This is a genomic window from Mesorhizobium sp. P2_A12 (assembly GCF_056405075.1).
Map to the genome: position 1 here is coordinate 235,429 of NZ_JBFUCU010000005.1, position 23,482 is coordinate 258,910.

At 58.0% G+C, this 23,482-nt stretch carries 22 protein-coding genes and 1 tRNA gene; 10 read left to right on the plus strand and 13 right to left on the minus strand.

Annotation, left to right across the window (positions count from 1 at the left end; translation table 11 throughout):
• Positions 1 to 13: 13 nt before the first annotated feature.
• Genes AC1DZU_RS15030 through AC1DZU_RS15045 form a run of 4 tightly spaced genes read right to left on the minus strand, consistent with a single transcriptional unit; the run spans position 14 to position 4,452 of the window.
• Positions 14 to 790, minus strand: a complete 777-nt coding sequence (locus tag AC1DZU_RS15030) for an enoyl-CoA hydratase/isomerase family protein (RefSeq protein ID WP_477285846.1) — start codon at positions 788 to 790, stop codon at positions 14 to 16.
• The gene (locus AC1DZU_RS15035) at positions 783 to 2,384 is read right to left on the minus strand and encodes an acyl CoA:acetate/3-ketoacid CoA transferase (RefSeq protein ID WP_477285848.1); all 1,602 of its coding nucleotides are present in this window, start codon (positions 2,382 to 2,384) and stop codon (positions 783 to 785) included. Before AC1DZU_RS15035 ends, AC1DZU_RS15030 begins: the two co-directional genes overlap by 8 nt.
• Entirely contained in the window at positions 2,381 to 3,397 is a 1,017-nt protein-coding gene (locus AC1DZU_RS15040) for a Gfo/Idh/MocA family protein (protein WP_477285850.1), read from the minus strand. The genes AC1DZU_RS15035 and AC1DZU_RS15040 overlap by 4 nt, the downstream gene beginning before the upstream one ends.
• Positions 3,394 to 4,452, minus strand: coding sequence for a LacI family DNA-binding transcriptional regulator (locus AC1DZU_RS15045; RefSeq protein WP_184876671.1), 1,059 nt, complete (start codon positions 4,450 to 4,452; stop codon positions 3,394 to 3,396). The genes AC1DZU_RS15040 and AC1DZU_RS15045 overlap by 4 nt, the downstream gene beginning before the upstream one ends.
• A gap of 243 nt (positions 4,453 to 4,695) precedes the next feature.
• On the opposite strand from AC1DZU_RS15045, the gene AC1DZU_RS15050 reads away from it, so the two are divergent.
• From AC1DZU_RS15050 to AC1DZU_RS15070, 5 genes are all read left to right on the plus strand, one after another.
• Positions 4,696 to 5,856: a dihydrodipicolinate synthase family protein gene (locus tag AC1DZU_RS15050; RefSeq protein ID WP_477285852.1), complete on the plus strand. Its 1,161-nt coding sequence runs from the start codon at positions 4,696 to 4,698 to the stop codon at positions 5,854 to 5,856.
• A 74-nt stretch (positions 5,857 to 5,930) separates the two neighbouring features.
• A complete protein-coding gene (locus tag AC1DZU_RS15055; protein ID WP_477285854.1) occupies positions 5,931 to 6,737 on the plus strand; it encodes a M15 family metallopeptidase in 807 nt (268 codons plus the stop codon).
• Positions 6,738 to 7,163: 426 nt separating this feature from the next.
• Positions 7,164 to 10,268 carry an HD domain-containing protein gene (locus tag AC1DZU_RS15060; protein WP_477285856.1) on the plus strand — a complete coding sequence of 1,035 codons (3,105 nt, stop codon included), beginning with the start codon at positions 7,164 to 7,166 and terminating at the stop codon, positions 10,266 to 10,268.
• An 18-nt stretch (positions 10,269 to 10,286) separates the two neighbouring features.
• The gene (locus AC1DZU_RS15065) at positions 10,287 to 10,742 is read left to right on the plus strand and encodes a hypothetical protein (RefSeq protein WP_477285858.1); all 456 of its coding nucleotides are present in this window, start codon (positions 10,287 to 10,289) and stop codon (positions 10,740 to 10,742) included.
• Positions 10,743 to 11,790: 1,048 nt separating this feature from the next.
• Entirely contained in the window at positions 11,791 to 12,423 is a 633-nt protein-coding gene (locus AC1DZU_RS15070) for a recombinase family protein (protein WP_477285860.1), read from the plus strand.
• 111 nt (positions 12,424 to 12,534) lie between these two features.
• Here the strand turns inward: AC1DZU_RS15070 and AC1DZU_RS15075 are convergent, their stop codons facing one another.
• Positions 12,535 to 13,167 carry a hypothetical protein gene (locus tag AC1DZU_RS15075; RefSeq protein ID WP_477285862.1) on the minus strand — a complete coding sequence of 211 codons (633 nt, stop codon included), beginning with the start codon at positions 13,165 to 13,167 and terminating at the stop codon, positions 12,535 to 12,537.
• A 144-nt stretch (positions 13,168 to 13,311) separates the two neighbouring features.
• Here AC1DZU_RS15075 and AC1DZU_RS15080 point away from each other — a divergent pair, with 144 nt between their 5' ends.
• Positions 13,312 to 13,515, plus strand: a complete 204-nt coding sequence (locus AC1DZU_RS15080; protein WP_477286081.1) for a helix-turn-helix domain-containing protein — start codon at positions 13,312 to 13,314, stop codon at positions 13,513 to 13,515.
• Here the strand turns inward: AC1DZU_RS15080 and AC1DZU_RS15085 are convergent.
• The 3 genes from AC1DZU_RS15085 to cpdR all read right to left on the minus strand — a co-directional run bounded on the left by AC1DZU_RS15085 (position 13,512) and on the right by cpdR (position 15,749).
• Positions 13,512 to 14,921 (minus strand): tyrosine-type recombinase/integrase, encoded by a 1,410-nt coding sequence (locus AC1DZU_RS15085; protein WP_477285864.1) that lies wholly within the window; start codon positions 14,919 to 14,921, stop codon positions 13,512 to 13,514. The genes AC1DZU_RS15080 and AC1DZU_RS15085 overlap by 4 nt on opposite strands.
• A gap of 272 nt (positions 14,922 to 15,193) precedes the next feature.
• Positions 15,194 to 15,268, minus strand: a tRNA-Val gene (locus AC1DZU_RS15090).
• A 118-nt stretch (positions 15,269 to 15,386) separates the two neighbouring features.
• Complete coding sequence (gene cpdR, locus AC1DZU_RS15095; RefSeq protein WP_006199474.1) at positions 15,387 to 15,749, minus strand: cell cycle two-component system response regulator CpdR; 363 nt, start codon at positions 15,747 to 15,749, stop codon at positions 15,387 to 15,389.
• Positions 15,750 to 15,912: 163 nt separating this feature from the next.
• Between cpdR and AC1DZU_RS15100 the strand changes: the two genes are divergently transcribed.
• Together AC1DZU_RS15100 and hisN are read left to right on the plus strand one after the other, a co-directional pair.
• The gene (locus tag AC1DZU_RS15100; protein ID WP_477285866.1) at positions 15,913 to 16,854 is read left to right on the plus strand and encodes an N-formylglutamate amidohydrolase; all 942 of its coding nucleotides are present in this window, start codon (positions 15,913 to 15,915) and stop codon (positions 16,852 to 16,854) included.
• A gap of 316 nt (positions 16,855 to 17,170) precedes the next feature.
• Positions 17,171 to 17,944 carry a histidinol-phosphatase gene (gene hisN, locus AC1DZU_RS15105; RefSeq protein ID WP_477285868.1) on the plus strand — a complete coding sequence of 258 codons (774 nt, stop codon included), beginning with the start codon at positions 17,171 to 17,173 and terminating at the stop codon, positions 17,942 to 17,944.
• Between the two features lie 65 nt (positions 17,945 to 18,009).
• Here hisN and AC1DZU_RS15110 read toward each other — a convergent pair whose 3' ends face one another.
• The 3 genes from AC1DZU_RS15110 to AC1DZU_RS15120 all read right to left on the minus strand — a co-directional run bounded on the left by AC1DZU_RS15110 (position 18,010) and on the right by AC1DZU_RS15120 (position 19,468).
• Positions 18,010 to 18,840 carry a helix-turn-helix domain-containing protein gene (locus AC1DZU_RS15110; protein WP_477286083.1) on the minus strand — a complete coding sequence of 277 codons (831 nt, stop codon included), beginning with the start codon at positions 18,838 to 18,840 and terminating at the stop codon, positions 18,010 to 18,012.
• Between the two features lie 205 nt (positions 18,841 to 19,045).
• Positions 19,046 to 19,309 (minus strand): DUF1127 domain-containing protein, encoded by a 264-nt coding sequence (locus AC1DZU_RS15115; protein WP_477285870.1) that lies wholly within the window; start codon positions 19,307 to 19,309, stop codon positions 19,046 to 19,048.
• A 3-nt stretch (positions 19,310 to 19,312) separates the two neighbouring features.
• Positions 19,313 to 19,468, minus strand: a complete 156-nt coding sequence (locus AC1DZU_RS15120; RefSeq protein ID WP_477285872.1) for a hypothetical protein — start codon at positions 19,466 to 19,468, stop codon at positions 19,313 to 19,315.
• A 176-nt stretch (positions 19,469 to 19,644) separates the two neighbouring features.
• Here AC1DZU_RS15120 and AC1DZU_RS15125 point away from each other — a divergent pair, with 176 nt between their 5' ends.
• Positions 19,645 to 20,157 carry a DUF1579 family protein gene (locus AC1DZU_RS15125; RefSeq protein ID WP_477285874.1) on the plus strand — a complete coding sequence of 171 codons (513 nt, stop codon included), beginning with the start codon at positions 19,645 to 19,647 and terminating at the stop codon, positions 20,155 to 20,157.
• An 18-nt stretch (positions 20,158 to 20,175) separates the two neighbouring features.
• Here AC1DZU_RS15125 and AC1DZU_RS15130 read toward each other — a convergent pair whose 3' ends face one another.
• A complete protein-coding gene (locus tag AC1DZU_RS15130; protein WP_477285876.1) occupies positions 20,176 to 21,153 on the minus strand; it encodes an alpha/beta fold hydrolase in 978 nt (325 codons plus the stop codon).
• A 477-nt stretch (positions 21,154 to 21,630) separates the two neighbouring features.
• Here AC1DZU_RS15130 and AC1DZU_RS15135 point away from each other — a divergent pair, with 477 nt between their 5' ends.
• Positions 21,631 to 22,098 (plus strand): Hsp20 family protein, encoded by a 468-nt coding sequence (locus tag AC1DZU_RS15135; RefSeq protein WP_023759726.1) that lies wholly within the window; start codon positions 21,631 to 21,633, stop codon positions 22,096 to 22,098.
• A 75-nt stretch (positions 22,099 to 22,173) separates the two neighbouring features.
• Here AC1DZU_RS15135 and AC1DZU_RS15140 read toward each other — a convergent pair whose 3' ends face one another.
• Entirely contained in the window at positions 22,174 to 23,226 is a 1,053-nt protein-coding gene (locus AC1DZU_RS15140) for a threonine aldolase family protein (RefSeq protein ID WP_477285878.1), read from the minus strand.
• Positions 23,227 to 23,482: the final 256 nt, after the last annotated feature.

Genomic DNA, 23,482 nt, shown 5'->3' on the forward strand with positions numbered 1-23,482 from the left:
AACTGTGTAATCCTCACGATCTTGAAAATGCTGGTTTTTGCTTGGTCTTGAAAGCGCCGACGCCGGCCTTGAGATCGCCGGTCAGGGTGATGAAGCCGCTGGCCAGCGCTTCCGTCGCCGCTGCACTTTCCTCGCCTTCGGCGATCGCGATCATCAGCTTGGCGGCTTCCGTCGCCAGCGGGCCGCGCTCGGCGATCTTTTCGGCCCACGCCTTGGCTTCGGTCAGGCCACTGCCGGTTGCGACCACCCGGTCGACCACGCCGAGCGCCACCGCTTCGGGAGCGAGCAGAATCTCGCCGCCCAGCGCCATACGCCGCACTGTCTGCGCGCCGAAGCGGCGCACCGCGCGTTGCGTGCCGGACCAGCCGGGGACGACGCCGATCGAGGTTTCGGGGAAGCCCAATTTCACCTGTGTCTCCGCCACGCGGAAGTCGCAGGCGACCGCCAGTTCCAGCCCGCCGCCCAGCGCATGGCCCGACAGCACGGCGATGGTCGGTTGCCGCAACCGCGCCAGCCGGTCGAAGACACGATGGCCGTAGCGCACCCATTGCACTTGGAAGTCGGCGGCACTCATCTGCGCCCACGCCTCGACATCGCCGCCGGCGCAAAAGCCCTTGCCTTCGCCGCGCAGCAGCACGACACGAACGCCTTCCGCCATCTCCGCTTCGTCCAGCGCTGCCTCCAGCGCGCGTAGCATCGGAATATCCAGCGCGTTGAATTTCTCCGGCCGGCACAAGGTGACGATGCCGATGGCGCCGTCCTGCTCGAAGGTGACAAGACGCTCAGCCATTCGCGCCTCCAAGCGAGGCGCCGCCATTCAGCGACAGCCCGATCGGCTGGTCCAGGTAGAGCGCCGCCGGTGTCGTCTTGAGGTCCTCGGCGACACCGAGGGGGATCTCGGCCTGGGCCAGCACGTCGCGCTGCAGGTCGATGCCGGGTGCGAGTTCGGTGACGACCAGACCCTCCGGCGTCAGCTTCATCACGCAGCGCTCGGTGACATAGGTGATGTCCTGTCCCTGCGCGACTGCGCGTTTGCCCGAGAAGGAGATGTGCTCGACCTCGTTGACCACCTTCTTGACCTTGCCCTCTTGGTCGATTCGGATGCCGCCATCGGCCAAGGAGAGTTTCGCCCCGGCGTTGAAGAAGCCCGAGAAGACGATCTTCCTTGCCCGCGCGGTGATGTCGACAAAGCCGCCGGCACCGGCGGTGACATGCGGCCGTGCCGACAGTTTCGAGACGTTGACCGAGCCGTGGCGGTCGATCTGCAGGAAGGACAGCAGCGACGCGTCGAAGCCGCCGGCCTGGAAATAGATGAACTGGTGCGGCGAGGGCATGATCGCCTCGGCGTTGGAGGCGCAGCCGAACTTGAAGTCGAGCAGCGGCACGCCACCGACGGCACCCTGTTCGATCACCCAGGTGACCTTGCCGTGCTGGCCTTCCTCGAGGAGGATGCGCGGCACATTGGCCGAGATGCCGAAACCGATGTTGACGGCCATGCCGTCGCGGAGTTCCAAGGCGACGCGGCGCGCGATCACCTTCTGTACGTTCATTTCGGCATTGCGGAAGCTAGACAGCGGCCGGAAGACCTCGCCCGAGATTGCCGGATCATAGGGCGTCAGCGTCGTCTGCAACTGGTCGGGCGCGACGACGATGTGGTCGACCAGCACGCCGGGCACGCGCACATCATGCGGCTTCAGCGTGCCGTTCTCGACGACGCGCTTGACCTGGGCAATGACGACGCCGCCATTGTTGCGGGCGGCGAGCGCCTGCTCCAGGCCGCCAAGATAGGCGCCCTCATGCTCGTAGGTGAGGTTGCCGCGCTCGTCGGCCGTTGTGGCGCGGATGATCGAGACCTGCGGCACGATCGAGCGGAAATAGAGCCATTCCTCGCCGTCGAACTGCTGCACCGAAACGATCGGCTCGCTGGCGGCCGCGTTCATGGCGCAGCCCTGGTGGCGGGGGTCGGCGAAGGTGTCGAGGCCGACCTTGGTCAGCACGCCCGGCCGTTTGGCGGCGGCCTCGCGGTGCATGTCGAACAATATACCCGACGGCACATTGTAGGCGGCAACCGAATTGTCGCCGATCATCTTCCAGATCTGCGGCGGCTCGGACGAGGAGGGGCCCGACGGATAGGAGCCGCACAGAGTGCGCTTCAACAGGCCAGGCTTGGCCAGATGGTCGATGCCTTTGATGCCATACATGTCGCCGGCGGCGATCGGGTGCAGCGTGGTGATATTCTTCGGATGGCCTTCGCTGTCGAAGCGCTCGCCAATGGCGGCCAGCACCGCGTCCGGACAGCCGAGACCGCTCGACGACGACACGGATACGACCATGCCATCCCTGATCAGGCCTGCGGCTTCAGCAGCGGAAACGACCTTGCTCAATTCATGCTCCCGAGTTTCGGGTCGATCTTGACGGCCTTGCCGGAACTGGCCGATTGCAGGGCCGCTTCGGCGGCAGTGAGCGACCAGATGCCGTCCTCGCCGGTGGCGGAAGGTTGGCCTTCACCGCGGATCGCGGCATGGAACTGACGCAGCGACCGGGAATAAAGGTCCTCGCGGTCGAAGCTTAGTTCCTCTTCGCCTTTTGCCGTGCGCAAGGTTACTGAGCCGACCGGCTTCTGCGTCATCACATTCCTGGCGATAAGCGAGCCCTCCGAGCCATGCACCTCGAAACCGGTGTCGGCGAATTTGGTGGTGAAGCCTTCATGCGACTGGGCGATGACGCCCGACTTGAAGCGCCAGATGCACATGGCGCCGTCTTCCAGCCCGCTGCCGGCCATGCCGGCTGACTGCGTGAAGGCCGAGACTTCGATGGGATCGTCGCCGAGCACGAAGCGCAGCGTGTCAGCATCGTGCACCGTGATGTCGAGCACCACGCCGCCGCCTGCCTCAGGTTTCGTGATGCGCCAGCCCTGCAGGTTTTCCGGCAGGTAGACGGCATGGAAGACGCGCGCGGCGATCGGCTTGCCGATACGGCCGGCTGCGATCGCGTCACGCATGGCGCGGTGCGCGCCGGCATTGCGCAGATGGTGGTTGGTGCCGAGCACGACGCCGGCGGCTTTTGCCGTGGCGACCATTGTGCGCGCGTCGTCGCTGGTCAGCGCCAGCGGCTTTTCGCACAACACATGTTTTCCCGCCTTGGTGGCGGCCAAAGCCTGCTCGAGATGCAGTTCGTTGGTGGTCGAGATGTAGACCGCGTCGATGTCGGCGCCGAGCAGAGCATCAAGCGTCGAAACAGCCAGCGGGATGTTGTTCTCCGCGGCATAGGCCGTGGCGCGCTCCTGACTGGAACTCATCACCGCCGCGATCTCGCCATCGCCTTGCGCGCGGATGGCGTTGATCATGAACTGTCTGGCGATCGTGCTGGCGCCGACCAAGCCCCATCTGACGCTCATGCCGCGTCCCCCATTCCTGCGGGCCTGTTTCGGGCGCGGCGATCCGGGCCGCAGCTTTCCCTGATCACCAGATTGACCGCACCGATATGATCTTCGGCCCGCGTCGTGCGCGACTGGATCATCTTGAGCATGACATGGGCGGCACGTTCGCCGAGGCCGGCCGTGTCCACCGAAACGCTGGTCAAGGCCGGCATGTAGTGCTCGGCCTCGACCACGTCGTCGAAGCCGACGACGGCGAAATCCGGTCCGGGCTCAAGCCCACGCTTGCGCAGCGCCAGCATGACGCCGAAGGCGACCGCATCGTTGAAACACAGTGCCGCGGTGGGCGGTTCGGATGTTGCGAGAGCGGTATCCAGGCAGGCGATGCCGCCCCTGCGGCTGGTCTCGCCTTCGATCACGGTGATGTCGCGGGCGGCGATGCCAAGCGTCTCGCAGGCTTCGCGAAAGCCGCCCAGCCGCTCTTGATAGACCACGAGGTCGGCCGAGCCGCCGAAGAAGGCCAGCCGGCGATGTCCTTTGCCGATGAGATGGGCGGCGGCCAGGTAGGCGCCGCGATGATTGTCGGGCGTGATCACCGGAATGCGGCTTTCGGGCAGCCGGCGCATGGCGAAGACGACCGGAACGCCCGCCATCTCCAGGCGACGGAAAGCGCCCGGCGTGGTGCCGCGCGCCGGCGACACGATGAGGCCGGCGACGCCTTGTTCCATGAGAGATTTCAGCACCTCTTCCTGGCGCACCGGATTCTCCGCCGTGTTGGCGATGAAAGGCACGATGCCGGCCGACTGGAAGACGCGCTCCATGCCGACCGCCAGTTCGGCGAAAAAGGGATTGGTGAGATCGTTGATGACCATGCCGATGACGTTGGAGTGAGCCTTGCGCAGATTGGCGGCGCCACGGTTGTAGACGTAACCGACATCCTCGATCGCCTTGCGAACCTTGACCGCGGTCTCAGGCCGGATCAGCCCGCTGCCCTGGAGCACGAGCGACACCGTCGATTTGGACACGCCTGCCTCGCGGGCGATGTCGAATATCGTTGCCTTGGCCCGGCTGGCCATCCAGATGCATCCTCCCGCTTTCCAACGTCGATCTATTGGAACGTTCTAATCACTACTCCCATTCGGAGTCAATTGGGGTTCTTTCCGAATTTCGAAGAATTGACATGATAAGGCCTGCAAGCCCACTCTATAAGGCTTTCTGTGTTGCGGCGCAGCATTTTTTCCGCGAATGAACGACGAATCGTAAAGGTTCTTGATTTATTGGAACGTTCCATTTATAGGCACGACGATAGGGAGAGAACGATGGACATTGTCTTGCCTGGTGAGGGTGGCCGCAGCACCCGCTATGCGCTGGTCGGCCAACCGGTGCAGCCGGTGGTCGGCGCGCGGTTTTCGCGCATCGCCTATGCTGCAGCCCATGTCGTTGCCGATCCGCTTGCGATGACCGATCCGTGGTCGAAGCCGGTGGTCGACTGGGACAGGACGATGGCGTTTCGTCATCACCTGTGGCGGCTCGGCTTCCGCATCGCCGAGGCGATGGATACCTCGCAACGCGGCATGGGTTTCGACTGGACAAATGCGCAGGAGTTGATCCGCCGTTCGATCGCTGAAGCGCGCACCGTCGAAGGCGCCGATCTCGCTTCGGGTGCCGGCACAGACCATCTGGCGCCTAGCGCCGCCCGGACGCTCGACGATGTCATCGCGGCCTACGAGCAGCAATTCGCTTTCATCGAAGGGCAGGGCGGCAAGGCGATCATGATGGCCAGCCGCGCCCTGGCGGCTGTCGCCAAGGGTCCGGACGACTATGCCCGTGTCTACGACCGGATCCTGAGCCAGGCGTCCGGAAAAGTCATCCTGCACTGGCTGGGCGACATGTTCGATCCGGCACTGAAAGGTTACTGGGGCAGCAGCGATTTCGAGGCCGCGCTCGACACAGTCGTCGCCATCATCGAACGCCATGCCGGCAAAGTGGAAGGGATAAAAATCTCGCTGCTCGATGCCGGCAAGGAGGTCGCGCTCAGGAACCGGCTGCCGGACGGCGTCGTCATGTTCACCGGCGACGACTTCAACTATCCCGAGCTGATCGCCGGCGACAGCAGGAGGCACTCGCACGCGCTGCTCGGCATTTTCGATGCGATCGCGCCGGTCGCCAATGCGGCACTGGCGAAGCTGGCGGACGGCGACCGTGCCGGCTATGACGCGCTGATGGCGCCGACAGTGCCGCTATCGCGAAAAATCTTCGAGGCGCCGACCGAATACTACAAGGCCGGCATCGTCTTCATGGCCTGGTTGAACGGCCATCAGGACCATTTCGCCATGGTCGGCGGCATGCAGTCGGCGCGCGGTATCCGTCACTATGCCGATGTCTTCCGCCTTGCCGACCAGGCCGGTTTGCTGGCCGATCCGGAGCTGGCGGTGGCCAGGATGAGAGGTTTGTGTGCCGTCGCAGGCGTCTCGGAATAGATGTAGGCTCGTGCCCTGATCCACATTCCCTTTTCGTTTATGATCGAAAGGGTAGGCGTGCGATTTCGGGGGCCATGCTGGCGATGAAGCCAAGGATTTCCATCGTTTTCGTGGTTTTGATGGCGGCGATCCCCATGTCAGCCGCGCAAGGCGGTGATGGCGTCGATCAGGCTGACGCCAAGGCTGCGCTGCTCGAAGCTTACCCCGGCCTTTTTACCGTCTCGGGCAATACAGTGATGTGGTCGCATGGTGCCACGATGGTGTGGGATGATGGCAAGGCATGCACGCCCGAGGAGTTGATCAAGTCCCCCGATATCGAGGACATGTTCCACTACGTTTATCCGACAGCCAGTGCCGGAGACCTTGTCCCTGACGTGGATTTCGATCCGGGGCGGATTCGCAACGAGGCTTTTTTCAAAAAACTCTATGGGGCCAGTGCCGCGGCGGTCGGCCATCATTTAACGACCGTCAAGTGGCTGCCCAAACTGGGCAAGTATCCGGTTCGGATAACCTCACTCTTCGGTGTTGACGAGCGCCTCGCCAAAATCTCGAATGCCTTGCAGGAGTTGCCCGCCGACATGAGCCGCTTCGGCCTCAAACCGGGCGGCGGTTTCAATTGGCGGGTCATCGCCGGCACGGATCAACTCAGCGTCCATTCCTTCGGGGCCGCGTTCGACATCAATGTCGGTTATTCCGACTATTGGTTCTGGAACAAGCCCGACAGCAAGGGCCGGATCCCGTTCAAGAACCGCATTCCCTTATCAATCGTCACGCTGTTTGAAAGGCAGGGTTTTATCTGGGGTGGGCGCTGGTATCACTACGACACCATGCATTTCGAATACCGGCCTGAATTGCTGCTCTACAAGGAAAAGCAGGGCTGAGCTGGCCTTTGGATGCTTGGCCAGCGGAAACTCGGCGTTCGTCTGGTATTGGATGGTGGGCGTGACAGGGCTACCCACCATCGTCTTGAAGCCCAATGCTACCGGGCATACTGGCAAGGACGGGAGACAAAATGCCTCCCTCTAGTGTCTCCTCATACCAGCTATGCCGAATCGAGGCAAACGGTACGGTTGATATTGTAAAGGCCATACTGATCAACAAAGGGTCGCAGTCGGCAGGGTGATCGGAGCGGGCCAGTCGCCTAGGTCGGATTGGCATAGGTGCTGTCATTGCTCGCTCAACTATGCAAACTAGCCGCCAAGCTGGCCTTCAAAATTACAGATGGGATTTGACGAAATTCGATCGATACGAGACCATAGTAGGTAAGAACAGATTGCGGCTTAAGCCGCTGGTACCGGGGGCAAGCAGTGGACATCCAACTGACAAGCGCAGAGCAGCGTGCAGATGCCGCAACAAAACTATCGGCGTTTCCAGTCAATCTTCACAAGATTAGAGAGCACGTACAATCGATTCTAAATGACTGGAAGTCATCTGGATTCTTTTATGACTACACAGACCATAGTTTCTCCCATGTATACGACATGCTAAAAACGCTGGATTGGATAATACCGAACGATACAAAAGAATCGATGACTCCTGCTGATTGGATACTACTGGTTCTTTCGGTATATTTCCATGATATAGGTCTATTGATAACTAAGAACGAATTTGAAAATCGATTTAACAATACGGACTATAAGAACTACCTGGCTAATCCGGTTATTTCGGCTGAAAAATATAAAGATTACAATGCTCGTCTGTCTCAAATGTCGTCCGATTTGGCGGATCGCTTACGGTATCAGGACTTTGTTAGATACACGCATGGCAAGCGGGTGCGTGCATGGTTGGACGGTTCCGCCCTAGATGATGGAAAATCAACCGAACAGATGAGGTCCGTGATCCATGATCTTTTAGGCAATCTTGATTTGACCATAAAGAAGGACTTGGCACTTCTGTGTGAAAGCCACACTCAAGGAAATATTGATGATATAAATACTTACAAGCTTTCCCAGCCCTACGGAGGACCCGAGGAAACTGCGAATCTCCAATACTGCGCCGTGATATTAAGAACCGTAGACCTCCTGCAAATCACTCGCAGGAGAGCCCCTAGCGTTCTATACCAATTAGTAAACCCCGGTGATCCAAATAGCCAGACTGAGTGGCAGAAGCAGAATGCGGTACGGACAGTGCGCCCGGCGCTCGGTCGAGACAGAGACGGACATGTTAGCGAGACCGCGCTGTCGGATACCGTAGAGGTGCACGCAACCTTTAAAGAACCCGACGGATTTTTTGGACTTACAAGTTATTTGAGGTATGCGCAAATTGAACTGACGCGATCCTATATCGCCATACAGAAATCGTCAAAAGACGTTATAAGAAATTACCTATTTCCATGGAGAGAAATTGATCTAAAGTACATAGACACCGAAGGATTTTTGACTGACTCATTTGAGTTTGAGCTAGATCAACATAAGATACTTGATCTTCTTACCGGACATACACTTTATAATGACACTAAAGTAGTGCTCAGGGAGCTGACGCAGAATGCTTTAGACGCAGTGAGATTGCAGGCCGACATCGATAAGAATTCGTCTGCGGAGTACGGTCAGGTCGATATAGTGTGGGACAGCGCTAAAAGATCTTTGACTGTTACTGACAATGGCACAGGTATGTCGCAGGAGGTAATAGAGAGCCATCTATTAAAGGTGGGCTCCTCTAGGTATCAAGATCCGAAATTTAAAGAAAAACATCCGGGGTTCCATTCAATCAGTCGCTTTGGGATCGGCGTCCTATCCGCTTTCATGGTTTCGGATGATGTGGAGATCACAACCTGTAGTGAAGACGAGGAAGACGCGAGACGCATCGCCTTAAGGTCGGTTCATGGGAAGTACCTGATAAAACTTCTGAATAAGATATCGGACCGACCGCAGCTTCCTATGTTGCCCCATGGGACGTCCGTGAGATTGATTTTGCGACCTACGGCTGATGTCGGTGATGTGTTGATGGTCGCAAGATCATGGCTGATGTTCCCACGATGTAGGGTGCGTGTGACTATCGACAGCGACGAGCCGGTCCAGATTGGTTACGTAGAGCCAAAGGAAGCGCTCAGCGCTTATATCGAGGCCACATCGGTCGCGCGGACGGGCTACAAGCGGGAATACAAGGTGAAGCAGTTCGAGCAATCCGGCGTGAAATTGGCTTTTGCGGTTGCTAAGGATGAGCTATTCCAAGACTGGGGCTTTGTCGAGATATCGCGAGACCGGCGACCTGACGACGATATTTTTATTCCTATAGCAACGTGTGTAGAGGGCGTTGCCGTAGAGCAAACCACCCCGGGCTTTCGAGCCCGAAGTATTTTGGCGATTGCAGACGCAATAGGACCTCAAGCCCCGAGAACCAATGTTGCACGGTCTGCACTTGAGGATACAAATGAGCAGCGCCAAATGCTCGAGACGATTTACTCATTGTACTCTCATCATATTACGGATGAGATAGCCCGGCTCTCATCTACTGAAAGCCACTCCCTTTCCCGTGCGGTAGGCGTTGCTCCGTTTATTGCGGCCCCACTTACGGGACAGCTTGGCGCCGCCTCCAAGCCTGCGCTCTTAATCGAAGCTATGTCTGAGGTCCCTCTCGTCCTGTTAGAGGATATGGACAAGCGGCAGAATGTATCGTTCAAGAGTATAGCTGAGCTAAAGGAGTTCTGGACTGTTGAGTCTTCCCTATATCGATCGATAGAGTATTTCGTCAGAGAGGCGCCGGCAGACATTACTGCCCAGAATATCCTGTCAATCCTTGGGAACAAGGCTACTGGCAAGCTTGGGCCTATAGTATGTAATCTCAATACTTCGCAATACGTTGAGGATAATATAAAGAGAAATTTTGAGGTGACTGAGATTAGGGCTTCGGAGGAAGCTCGCCAAATCGAGCTGAGATGGATTAAGCGAGAGCGTAACGGAGATCTGTGGCTCTCAAGTACGAAGCTCTTCGAGCAACTTGGTACCAGAGACGTTAAGTTTTGGAGAGCCCTAGCGACGGTTAGGGAACGTGTTAGAGGTGGCAGATCTACAGCCATCGGTGGTATCAACGTTCCAGGCCCGCACGTCAAGGCTACAGGCTTGGATGCCTATGGTAGCTTTGTTGCCAATCGGGAGCGTTACCTCGTGCCGAATGAGCCTCTATCTTTATGGTTATATAACAAGCAAGATCGCGCCGACGTAGAGAAGCAGCGCTCTCTTGCTGTATACTTTCTCGTCCTCGAATATCTGATTAATTTAAGCGTCTCATGGGATTTAGTTACCCCTGAGCTCGTTGGCCGAGCTACAGAGGGCGACTTGTTTGAGGATCTGCGCTTGTACCTCAATGACAATGATGGCTTCGCAAACGCTGCTCTTATGACAAAGGTGAGGAGTTTCAATCCGTTTGCTTGGGACCGCCGAGATCAAAAATCTGCGGATGATTTTCCATTCTAGCCGTGTGGAGGTTGCAGAGTGTCAGACAGTGCAGGTGAGTTTCTTCTAGAGCGCTATAAGTACATACTTGATCAGAAAAAAGCACTAAACGAAACAACGTTTAAGATTGCTGCTCTGTATCAGGCCGTCATTGTTGTACTGTTTGCAGGAGAGTTTGCGGTCGTAAAGGATTTTCTTAGTAGGGGCGTCTCAGCAGAAGTTGCTAAGATGGCGAGTTGGGCGATCTTCGCCATGAATTTATTGCTGGCTACAATCTGCCTAACTTTGCTGATTGGGGGAGCTTTGGCTTGGCTAAGCTATCGTAAAGAGCAGATTGAGATCGAGCTATATGCTATGAAGATGAAGCGGCAAGAATTGAAAAAGACAAATCTACTGCGTTGGTATGAAACTTATATTGCGATCAGTATCGTTTCTGTCTCGTTATTCCATTTAGTACTATTGTGTATGTACATATCGCCGCTTCTATCTAGCTAGAGTCAATCTATGGGTATTTTCTATGTTGGTCTAAGTTCTAAAAGGGGCCATGAGACCCGTTGTTTTCAGTGCTGGCCTCCCTTTAGAGGCCGGAGCTCGATGTGCGTAAAGCCACAAACGACGAAATTTTTCGCGAGGGTTTTCATCTTAGTCATAGGCGCAACTTCCCCCATCGGGTTGCCAGGATTTGTCTACGCAGTTGCCACTGCGATTGGAAACCTCATTCGTGTTCGGAGCTACGAGCTGGGGTAATACGCGTATGGGCCTAGGTAGCCCTCTGCCGGATGGTTTAAATCACAACTCGGTTGAGATCATACAGGTATGATGGGGGCTATGAACGGCAAGCTAATTGCTCCCTATGTGGAATATATAGCCGCATATTCTGAATACGGCTATGACGAATAGCTATGATGATTGGACTATGATGTACATGGCGTGAAGCTATGCACAGATTAAATGGTATCAGTTTGAGCCTTATCCATCGAAGATGGGAACATAATACATAGATTAGGAAGATACTTGTATTAATATCTAGACACTGATATAGCGACGATGTGGATAGATACTGAGATACCAATACTATATTATAGCTAGGTACTATGTAGTGTATGTGGTATATAGATAGAGATAGTACAGTGTACACTATCGGAGCTGCCATAAGGTACACTGCTATGATAGATAAACTATATAGACCACTATGTTAGGTATTAGATATACTAATATAAATAGGATACTATAATAGTATCTAATCTATTACTTTAATCCATGGGTCGCTAACGCTCCGCCATGTTATGCATCTGGCTATGCCTATCAGGCACTCACTATATAGCTTCGGCTACAATGCTATATTAAATACCGACCTTGGTAACAGTCCTAGTGGCCGGCGACTCAGCCGATCTTGTAAGGTTTCTATAGGGGTTGCGTCCGTTAGGCTATACCCTAGCGGGCATACGATCCGGCTTACATCGAGGTGTACGTAAGGGTTGACATCGATCAACGGACAGTCATATATACGGACATAACCCTAACGTACATATGGGAGTCTATGATGTCCGTTATCCTTTACGCCAGAGTTTCCACAGCTGATCAAACCATTGAGCATCAAGAGACGCAGGCCAGGAACGCTGGCTTCGAGATTGACACTGTGATTGCCGACCGCGGTAGTTCCGGCTTGAACACCCTACTTAGAGAGCGCGCGGAAGGTCGGCGCCTCTACGATATGCTACGCAAGGGTGACACGCTGGTGGTGCGATGGGTGGATCGGCTCGGCCGAAACTACCAAGATGTCTGCGATGCGATCAGGGAGTTCATGCGCAAGGGCGTTACCATTCGAACCGTGATTAACAACGTGACATTCGATGGCGCTACTACGGACCCCATTCAGCAAGCAGTACGGGATGCGCTCATTGCGTTCATGGCGGCAACTGCTCAGGCACAAGCGGAGGCAACGAAAGAAGCGCAGCGCGCGGGTATAGCTCACGCCAGGGCGAAGGATACGAAGTACCGTGGCCGCAAGCCAACCTATGACCGAAGCCAGTATCAACTGGTGCTGGATATGCTCGCAGGTGGCGCTGGAGCATCTGCCATTGCCAAGGCATCGGACCTAACACGGCAGACGGTCTTGCGCATCAAGTCAGCGCCCGATCAAGCCGAAGCGGCGCTGTTGGCGTGGGGGCATTAGCAATGGGTCTCAAATCGGCCAGGGAAGGCGGCTGAGAGGCGACAGGGAACTTCCGCCGTCCAATCCTGCGCCAGAGCACCGAACGAATCCTGCGGGCCTCTCTGGCGGAAACTAGCCAACACGCCAAGGTGGCGGTGGCCCAAACTTCAAAATTTCCGTTGCGAGCCTCTCAGGGTCTATTCCATCAGCATAAGCGCGCTTTGTGCCTTCGTCGTCAGTCAATTCGATCCAATGCAAGTCGGTGGCAGCTTTGCCGTCTAAGCGCTTGGCCTCTGCTACAACGGCGCTGAGATATTTGTCGAAACCCATCCGCTGGTTTCGCGTTTTGTTAGCTTCCACAACCTCTTGGTAAAGATCATTGCGGTGTCCTGGAGTGTCCGTGCTGTCAGCCTTTTGCTTCCCGCTGCTGCGTTCCGGGACAGAGGAATGAAAGATGTTTATCAGGACTTGATTCCAGAGGGCGAGCTTAGGCTTCATACCCTTGCGATATGCCTCTTCAATCATGGGCAACTGCTTGCCTCCGTACATGAGCCGTACGTGGTCCATCGCGTCATGGATCATGGAGGCTGGCATATGCTCTGCATCGATGCTTGCCACCATGTTGGCATCAGCTACCGTGCCGCCAGACTCTAAGCCGGTCAGGAATATCGATGCTCTTACAGTCTCTGCGCCTCGCTGAACAATGCCTTTGAGGAAATAGAATACCGCCGCTCCAAGCACGATCAGCACTAGCAAAGTTTCCATGTTAGCCCCCTGTGTGCTCTGCTAAGTCCCAGAGCGTGTGCCCATATATCCAATTTTTGGATAATCTGAATTTCGGATTACCCGCCCGTCAGACCTTTCGTCAACGGGCCAATGCCAAAGTCCCTGCACTCAACTCGTCATGTGATGATCGCCAAAGCGTTGGCGGATCAGAGGCGTTCGAAAGGCTTGTCCCAAACCCAAGTTGCGAAAGCGATGGGTCGGCATCAGCCCTTCATTGCGAACATCGAGAGCGGACAACGTCGAGTCGACCTAGTTGAACTTCTCGACATAGCCGCAATCATCGAACTGGACGTACCAGCTCTTATGAAAAAGTTAACAGACAGCTAGAAACTGCGTAGCGCAGCTTGCATCTGTGCGATTGTGTATCCCTGCTTGAAATAATGCTGTTGGGTCACGCCATGCCGCGTATGACCGACGATCGCCTTTACGAGGTTTTCCTCTACGCCAGCCTGCAGTAGCTTTGTGATCATGGTGTGCCGGAAGCTGTGAAACACTAGGTCCTTTGACTTGATGCCAAGCTGAACGAGGAAGCGTACATTGAACCAACGCCCAAGGGCTCGACCATAGCCCTCCTTCGAGGTGAACTGGAACTCAGGAAAGAAACGTGTCTCGCCTCGCGACTTGAGCGTTTGCAAGTATCCCAAAATTCCTAGCTCCAGGAGCCGGTCGTGTATGGGCACCACTCTCCGAGATGCGGAGTTCTTTAGGCTCTTTCCTTCTCCTTCGTCGTTGAAGTCGAAACACCAGACTCCGTCAGTCATTTTAATGTCTGCTACTTCTAACTGACTTATCTCATTCAATCTGGCGCCTGTGTAGAGCCCAATCAACGGCCCCCATTTTTGATATTCCCTGTTCAGCAAACCTCGTGTGTTATTAAGAAGCTCGCTAAGCATCAGATCGATATGAGTTTGAGAAAACGGCTCTCTCTGAGCCTCTTCGTCATTCTTCTTGCTTTCTCTAAGTGTGGCTCCGTCGAACAAATTTTCTGCGACATATCTGTTTCTCTTTGCCCAAGAGAAAAGGCCAGCATAGGTCTGGAGATAGGTGTTGATGGTGCGGACAGTGAGCGTCTTGTGCCCATGCAGCTTCGATATTTCATCGATAGACAGGTTGCGAGTGGCTTCGATTTTGTTCCTATTTCGAGGATAATTTAGGAGGATCTCTTTCACGCGTTGCGCGTCCGAAGATGTGACCTGGGCAATCTCGATCTCACGCCCCAGAACCTCGTACAAAAGTTCGATATGCTGGCGTTTCTGATCCTCTGACCGTTTGACCCAGCGTCCCGCTTTCTTCTCCTCAGCTATGAATTTCATAGCAACTTCACCAAGAGTGTCTTTCGAGCTGGCCGCTGGTTTCGCGAATGTCGTCCCTGAGGGAAGGGCGGCTTTGTCAAAGTCGAAACTGTCAAAAGACTGATCATGGGCTAGCACCGCAGAGCAGTACGCCTTGTATGCCCGCTTCATCTCGCTTTTGAATGTCACGAAGGCATCAGAGCCTGGAGCCAACGCAAGCTGGTGTGACTCGGCAAAGCGCATAGCTAGCGAGTCGTCTGTCTCATGGGGAAAGATATCGCCGCCCGTCAATATCGCGTCGTCGGCAAACGCTACCCCGTTCTGTAGGGCCGCCAACGTCTCGGGTCTTAGCCGGCCTTCCGCAGCTATCTCGTTTTTGCGGCGTTCCAGCGCGTCTCGAAAGTGCGTTGTGAGTGCAGCACGTATTTCATCGTAGCGCATGCTGGATGCAGACCACCGTTTCATAAGGACTTGGCCGACATAGCTTAGGTGCCGAGCTAGGTACAAGGCTTCCGAGTCGGCCCGCGTACGAAGTGAGATTTTGAGGCTCGCAGGTTTTCCACTGCTGCCAGCACAAGGCTTTGTCAGCGGCCAGCGAAAATAGAAAATCCGGTTTCGGGAGAGTTCGAGATAAGTCGGATTCCGCATTCTGGTGCATCCCTTGGATGCCTCACCAGCGAAAACTCAGCGTAACCCATTGTTTTTCAAAAGGATGGTGGGCGTGACAGGGATTGAACCTGTGACCCCTGCAATGTCAATGCAGTGCTCTCCCGCTGAGCTACACGCCCATCCGAAGCCGCGCATACACCATTTTTGATCCAGCGCGTCAATAGCAGGAAAAAGGAAAGAAGGCGTCGTCTCGCCGCAGTGGCGACAAGGGTGCTTACGCCTTACTCGGAAAGCGGCTCAGGCCGCCTGCAGCATCTTTTCGACCTCGTTGACGAGGTCGCGCAGGTGGAACGGCTTCGACAGCACCTTGGCGTCTTTCGGCGCCTTGGAATCGGGGTTCAGCGCAACCGCGGCGAAACCGGTGATGAACATGACCTTGAGGTCGGGGTCGATCTCGGTGGCGCGGCGCGCCAGTTCGATGCCGTCCATCTCCGGCATGACGATGTCGGTCAGAAGCAGCGAGAACGGTTCCTCGCGCAGCCGCTCGTAGGCGCTGGCGCCATTGTCGAAATCGCTGACCTGGTAACCGGCGCGCTCCAGCGCCTTGACGAGGAACCGACGCATATCGTCGTCGTCTTCCGCCAGAAGAATGCGTGCCATGATGTCCCGTCCGAATCACCCGCTCGAGATTGCCGTTGGGCAAGCCCGTTAACCATCCTGTATATGAGGAGGTGAGGGTAAACATCAAGTGAACGTGAGCCGGGACGGTTCATATTTGCCCGGCCTGTGCTGCTGCTGAAATACTGGACACGCGGCCAGCAAGGTGGCACCTTCACATCATGATGCACTGGTGTTTGCGGGTTCGCTCAAATTGAAGACGGCAGCCGAGGATTTTTCGGTCTTTCCACCCTTCGAAATCCGGTCGGGCGCCGAGCAGCGCGTCCCCTTCCTCTTCAACTCACCGCATAGCGGCCGCTACTATCCGGAGCGCTTCCTTGCCATGGCAAGGCTGGACCGCAACGCCATCCGCCGTTCGGAAGACTGCTATGTCGACGAACTGTTCGGCGGTGCCGTGGCGCTGGGGGCGCCAATGCTGGCGGCGAATTTCCCGCGCGCCTATCTCGACGTCAACCGCGAGCCGTGGGAACTCGATCCGCGCATGTTCGCCGAGCCGGTGCCGTCGTTCTGCAACATCCGCTCGGCGCGGGTCGCCGGCGGGCTTGGCACGGTGCCCAAGCTGGTCGGCGAGGGGCTCGATATCTATTCCGGCCGCTTGCCGCTGTCCGAAGCGGTCGCTCGCATCGAGGCTGTCTACAAGCCCTATCACGAGACGCTGAAACGGCTCTTGACCAGAACCCATGCGCGTTTCGGCTTTGCCGTGCTGATCGATTGCCATTCGATGCCGGCGAGCATCCGCGTCGGCGACAACGGCTTGAGGCCTGACTTCATCATCGGTGACCGTTTCGGCATCTCGGCCACCGCGGCCTTGACCGAGACAGCGATCAGCCTGCTCACCGCCATGGGTTACACCGTTGCCCACAACAAGCCCTATGCGGGCGGCTTCATCACCGAGCACTATGGCCGCCCGGCGCGCCATCTCCACGCCCTGCAGATAGAGGTCAATCGCGGGCTCTACATGAACGAGCGGACATTCGAGAAGGCCGCCGGCTTCGACGCCCTGGCTGACGATCTGACGCGATTTTCGGCGGATCTGATGGCCATGCCCGACCATCATTTCATCGACCTGCCGCTGGCGGCGGAGTGAAACTTTGGTCCGGGATACTCCGGCGTAAAAAAAGACCGCATCGTTTGCACGATACGGTCGAAGTCTAGGGAGGAAACGCCCAAGGAGGGCATGGACAGGAAAACCTGTCCGAGGCTGAGGTTATTGTGCGCTGCACAAATGTCAAGCGACCTTCAGGCTTTTTTAATTCACTCTGATGTGGAAATTGCATTTCGGTGACGCTTGTGTGACATCCGGGCAACAGGTGCCGCTGCGGGAAAATCGTCGAACACCCTTGTTTTGGCAGGAAATTGGCGGCAGAGCACGGCTTGGGCATGCTGCAATGCGGGAGAATCAGGTGGACATCAGCATCGATTTCATGCGCCGCATCGCGCAGGCGGCAGCGGCGGAAACCTTGCCGCGCTTCCGCAGCCAGGGCGCCGTCGCCAACAAGGAAAAGGGCAGTTTCGACCCGGTCACCGAAGCCGATCGCGAGGCCGAGCGCGCCATCCGGGCGCTGATATCGGCTGAATATCCCGACCATGGCATCCTCGGCGAGGAGCATGGCAGCGAAAACGTTTCGAGCAAGCATGTCTGGGTGATCGACCCCATCGACGGCACGCGCGCCTTCATCTCCGGCCTGCCGGTGTGGGGGACGCTGGTCGGGCTGACCGTCGACGGCGATGCCGTTGCCGGCATGATGTCGCAACCTTTCACCGGCGAGCTCTACTACGCCAATGCCTCGGGCTCCCACTATGAGGGGCCGGGTGGCCCGCGCAAGCTGACAACCCGCAAGACGACGAAGCTCGCCGAAGCGACGCTGTTCACCACCACGCCGGCACTGTTCAAGGGCGAGGCGCGCGAGCGCTACTACCAGTTCGAAAAGCAGGTGCAGCTCGCCCGCTACGGCACCGATTGCTATGCCTTCGCCATGATCGCATCGGGAAGCGTCGATATCGTTGCCGATCCCGGATTGAAGCCGTACGACATCGTGGCGCTGATCCCGATCATCGAAAAGGCCGGCGGTGTGGTCACCACATTCGATGGTGGGCCGGCGGAGAAGGGCGGCGATGTCGTGGCAGCGGCGACGCCGGAGCTGCATGCGGCGGCGATGGCTGCGCTCCGAGGCTGATTTCTCCACGCTTTCTTCGACGCAATTCCGAACGGAAAACCGCTCACACTTTTCCTGGAATTGCGTCAGCGCGGCTTGATCGAGCGCTGGAATTCCGCTGGGGTGCGGCCGTAAACCTGCCTGAACGCGGAGCTGAAATGGCTGTGGCTGGAGAAGCCAAGGTCCATGCCCAGCGTCGTCAGATTATCGTAGCGGCCAAGCAGGTCGAGCGCGCGCGCCAGCCGCAGGCGCAAATGATAGCGATAGAGCGGCATGGCCTCGACCTGCTGGAACATCTGCGTCAGGTAGACCGGCGAGACGCCGACCTCGGCGGCAATTTCTGCCAGCGTCCAGCGTCGCGACAGATCCGAGGACAAAACGAGCTTGGCGCGGTCGACCAGTTTCTGCCGGCCCGTGCTGGCGCCGGCGACATGCGAAGTCCGCTCGCCGAGAGAGCGCCGCACCAGCGTCAGCGCCAGGGTTTCGGCCTCGAGTATTTCCGCGACGTTGCGGCTGAGGCTGTGGCGCAGCAAAGCCACCAAAGCCTGGGCCCGTGGGTCGATGCGTCGGCGTTGGCGACGAAATGCCGGGGTGGCGCCGCTGCGCAATTGTTCCTTCGGCGCCAGCTCCAGCAGTTGTGCCTCCTCGACGACGAGATCGAGGCAGGCGTCGCCACCCTCGACGGGGTGGCTGATCCGATAGGCTTCCGCCTCGTTGAAGAACAGCAGCTGATTGGCTTCGGCGACGGCGTCATTGCGGCCGACATGGCGCACGAAGACGCCGCGATAGGGAAACACAAGATGCGTCGCCGACGTGCACTCTTCCTCGCTCCTGTGCCGGCATTGCCCGCTGCAGACGACGTCGCGCACCCTGACAGTGCCGGTGTCGAGAAGCGGCTGGACCGTGAATTGCGATATGGCCATTGCGTTGTTTTCCTGTGCCGGGCCATGGGCCCTGGATCGGCACTCTACGCAACCGGCCCGCCCATTCCTGTCAGGAGACTTCCAGGCAGGCTGCTTCTCAAAGCGCGTCGCATCAAAATGGAATCACGCGACGCGCTTTGAGTTTTAGTTTCGCGCATGTCGTCGCCCCGAAACCGGGACCACTTCTGGGCGACATGCATCAATCCCACAGCCGGCGCGTGGATTCTGAGTAGGCTTCACCGCGCGACAGACCGATGTCCTTGAGCTGGTCGTCGGTCATCTCGAGCAAGGCGCGCCGGCTTCGACGCCGCTCCATCTGATAGCTGACCCAGCTGGCCGCAGCCATGAATTGTGCACGCAGGGCCTGCCGGATCGTTGCGGCGTCCGATGCGCGAACCGTTGGCTTGAGTGCGGGGATCGTGTCGGCCAGGCATTGCGTTGCTGCTGTATGATCGGGGCGCATCGCTCAGTCCTCCCTGGCGCCGGCTGCCGAGGCGCCGGCTTCGTTCAGCGCTTGCGCGCATTCCTCGCAACAGACTTCGACGGTCTTGCCGCCGACCTTGACGCGGATCGGGTTGGCGTCCAGCTGGCAATCGCAGGCGGCGCAGGTTTTCTCGGTCATGATCTCATCTCCATGGCGTTCAGTTCGACGCGGGCAGATGAGCACTCCGGGACGGCGCGGGCTGTCAGAATCTTTAGCACTTTGCGCGCCGCGGGCGCCGCCGGCCGATCCCTACTGACAACAGGGTGTCAGTTGGCACCGACTATGGAAGGGCCTTTCCAAGAGGAGGACCAGACATGCCGATGCAATCAACAGCCAGCCACGCCAATGACAGTCGGACGGACGGGCGCAGCGATTTCGACTTCTTCTTCGGCAACTGGGATGTCAGCCATCGAAGGCTGCAAAAGCGCCTGGCGGGCGACACCAACTGGGACGAATTCGGCGGCACATGCGAGGTACGCCCACTGCTCGGTGGTCTCGGCAATGTCGACGACAATGTGATCGAGCTGCCGGGCGGCGCCTATCGTGCCGCAACGGTGCGGACCTTCGATCCGGCGACGCGGCAATGGTCGATCTGGTGGATCGACGGTCGCAACCCGCTGACCATCGATGTGCCGGTGCGCGGCGCATTCACCGACGGTGTCGGCACGTTCCTGTGTGACGATGTCTTCGACGGACGGCCGATCCAGGTTCGTTTCCTCTGGTCACGGATGATGGAGAATTCGGCGCGCTGGGAACAGGCCTTTTCGCTTGATGGCGGCACGAGCTGGGAGACCAACTGGGTCATGGAGTTCGCCCGCCAGGCGTGAGCCGGCGATCGGCGTCCGTCAGACCGTAGGGTCGTCGCTGCCGGGAATGAAGGCATCGAAGGCGGCGAGGAGTTGCTCGCGGTACATGTCGGCCTCCTGCAGGATTTCGTGGCGGGCGCCGTCGATCATCAGCAGCGAACCGAGCCGCAGACGCCTGGCATAGGCTTCTACCGCCTTGGTCGAGACGACCTGGTCGGCGCCGGCGGCGATTATCAGCATGGGGACCTGAATGCGAGCCATGAAGTCGGGGTCGCTGACAGCCTCAGATGCTTTGGCGGCAGCCTGCAGCCAGCGGATCGTCGGGCCGCCGAGCGCCAGCTGCGGGTACTCTTCGTAGATCCGCGTGTTGCGCCGATAGCGTACCGGGTCGGACGTCAGCTTGTTGGTCTCGAAGGGGGCCGTCACCTTCGGCCGTGGACCCCAGGCGGCATAAAGACGGCCAAGGCCGAGCGCGCAGAAGAACGAACAGACGCGGCGAACAGTCGATATCGAGACTGGCAGATCGGGCACGGTCAGGAATGGCGCGATCAGCACCATGCGCCGCACGCGGTTCACCATCGACGGCGTGGCAAGCAGCGTGATCACCGCGCCGGCTGAATGGGCGAGGATGTAGTAGGGGCCGCGGCAGTCGGGCAGGACGATCTCCTCGAAGAACTGCTCCAAGTCGGCGGTGTAGTCGCGGAAGCTACGGACATAGCCGCGCTGGCGATTGCGGATCAGACGGGAAGAATCGCCCTGGCCGCGCCAGTCGATGGTGGCGACGCCAAAGCCACGGTCGGCAAGATTTCGGATGGTTTCGAAATATTTCTCGATGCACTCGTTGCGGCCGGTGAGCACGACCACGGTGCCTTTCAAGGGGCGAGTGACCGCGCCGAACAGGCCGTAGCGGATCTTCTTGCGGTCACGGGTGGTGAAAAAGCCACCGCTGGCGTTTTCCGGTCGTGGATTGCCCTCGATTTCGTGAAAAAGGGGGATGTCTGGGACAAGATCCGTCATTCGGCGCTTCGTGCTCGTGCCGGCCGGTGCTGGCTGGCTCTGCTAAGGTGATAGACGCCCATGCGCCAAAAGCAAAGGAATTCCCGGTGACGCGAGACCCACAATGGGGAAGGCCGGAAGCCGCTTGAAAGCGGGCTTCCGGCCTCTGTCGATCCGGGAGGAAGGGACGTTACACCCCGGTCGGCCTCGTTGCGGCGCCTCAAGAGCGGTTCATCGTCCGGCGCCGCCAATCCTTGATCTTGGGCTCACTCTAGCGCCGGCTATCTGAACGCGCGCCGAAGCGCCGGTTCATCTGCCGTTCATCAACGACCAGCCGCACGGGTTTTTGCCGACAGGAGAAATCTTGAAATGCATTCGAGCGCTCCCCAAATGTCGGATGCGGTCGCCAATATCGGGGCCGCTGGTCCAGCCGAAACGCCGCTCAAGGGTTTCGCACCGGCCATACGCAAACCATGTTGCTCAACAGGAGAACACCTCATGCGTCACGTTGACTTTTCCCCGCTCTATCGCTCGACCGTCGGCTTCGACCGTCTCTTCACCATGCTCGATTCGCTTGCGCAGCCCGATGGCGCGCAGACTTATCCGCCCTACAACATCGAGCGCACCGGCGAGGATTCCTACCGGATCTCGATGGCTGTTGCCGGCTTCTCTGACGAGGAGATCTCGATCGAAGCCCATCGCAACGTGCTGACGGTAAAAGGTGAGCGCAAGGACGAGGGCACCGGCGAAGGATCCGAACTGCTCTATCGCGGCATTGCCTCGAGGGCTTTCGAACGCCGCTTCCAGCTTGCCGACCATGTTGAAGTCGTCGGCGCCGCGCTGAAGAACGGCCTGCTGTTCGTCGACCTCAAGCGCAACATTCCCGAGGAGTTGAAGCCGCGCAAGATCGCGATCACCTCGGCTCCGGCCAAGGCCAAGCAGATCGAGGCCAAGACCGCCAACTAAGGACAGCCAACTAAACCAATAGCCTCCCAAGGCAAAGGCGGCGCCGAAAGGCGCCGCCTTTCTTGTTGTCCGGGACTATCCAGCGATCAGCCGGCCGAAGCGGTCGACCTCATCGGCCGTCGTGGCAAAACTGGTGACGAAGCGATAGAGCAACTCGTCCTCGCTGATATGGCCGTCAAAGCCATGCGGCCTGTGCCAGTCGTAGAAGGCAGCACCGGCTGCCTGCAGCTTCTCGGCTTCGGCTTTCTTGATCACTGCGAAAACCTCGTTCGCCTGCGGCAGCCAGGCCAGCTTTGCCGTGGCCGAATCCTCGATCGCCGCCGCAAGGCGCGCGGCCATGGCATTGGCGTGGCGGGCAGTGTCGAGCCACAATTCGTCCTTGAAATAGGCCTCGAACTGCGCCGCGACGAAGCGCGATTTCGAAAACAGCTGGGCGGCGCGCTTGCGCAGGAAGGCCAATTCCCTGGCCCGGTCGAGATCGAACAGCACGATCGCCTCGGCGCACCAGCAGCCGTTCTTGGTGCCGCCGAAGGACAGCACGTCGACGCCGCGTTTCCAGGTCATTTCGGCCGGTGTCGTGTCGAGAGCGACCAGGGCGTTGGCAAAGCGGGCGCCATCCATGTGCAGCGGCACGGAATGCTTTTTGGCGATGGCCGAGATCGCATCGATGTCGTTCAGCCCGTAGATTGTGCCGACCTCGGTCGACTGGGTGATCGAGACCGCCATCGGCCGTCCCCAATGCACGATTTCGGGGGCGAAGCGGCCGATGATCCTTTCGAGATTGTGCGGGTCGATCTTGCCCAATGCGCCATCGATCGCATGCAGCCGCGAGCCGCCGGAAAAATATTCCGGCGCGCCGCATTCATCTTCGATGACATGCGATTCGCGGTGGGCAAAGGAAATGCCGCCAGGCTTGTTGAAGGTGGTCAGCGACAGCGAGTTGGCGGCCGTGCCGGTCGCCACGAAGAACACCGCGACCTCGCGCTCGAAAATCTCGTTGAAGCGCCGGTAGACGGCCTGGTCGAGCGCTCCGTCACCATAGGCGGTGGAAAAACCATCGGCATTGGCCGACAGGCCGGCAACGATATTGGGATGGGCGCCTGCCCAATTGTCGGAAGCGAAGAACATGCATCTGCCTGTGTTTTTGGGGAAATCGGGCTAAGGTTGACCGGTTTCGCATGCTGACCGCAAGGGCCAGGCGCCGGAAAACCATTAAAGCCAGTCGGCATGGCCGGGGCAGCGGGCGGCGACTGAAGCTTACGTTTCTCCTCAACTTCACGTAATTTTATGTCGCCGGCGGCTCAAGTTTTTTGTGAATCGGTCTTGTGTGCGTCCAGAAATTCTGTCATAAAAATTTAGGACAGTAGTGCTGTCTTATTTTGTC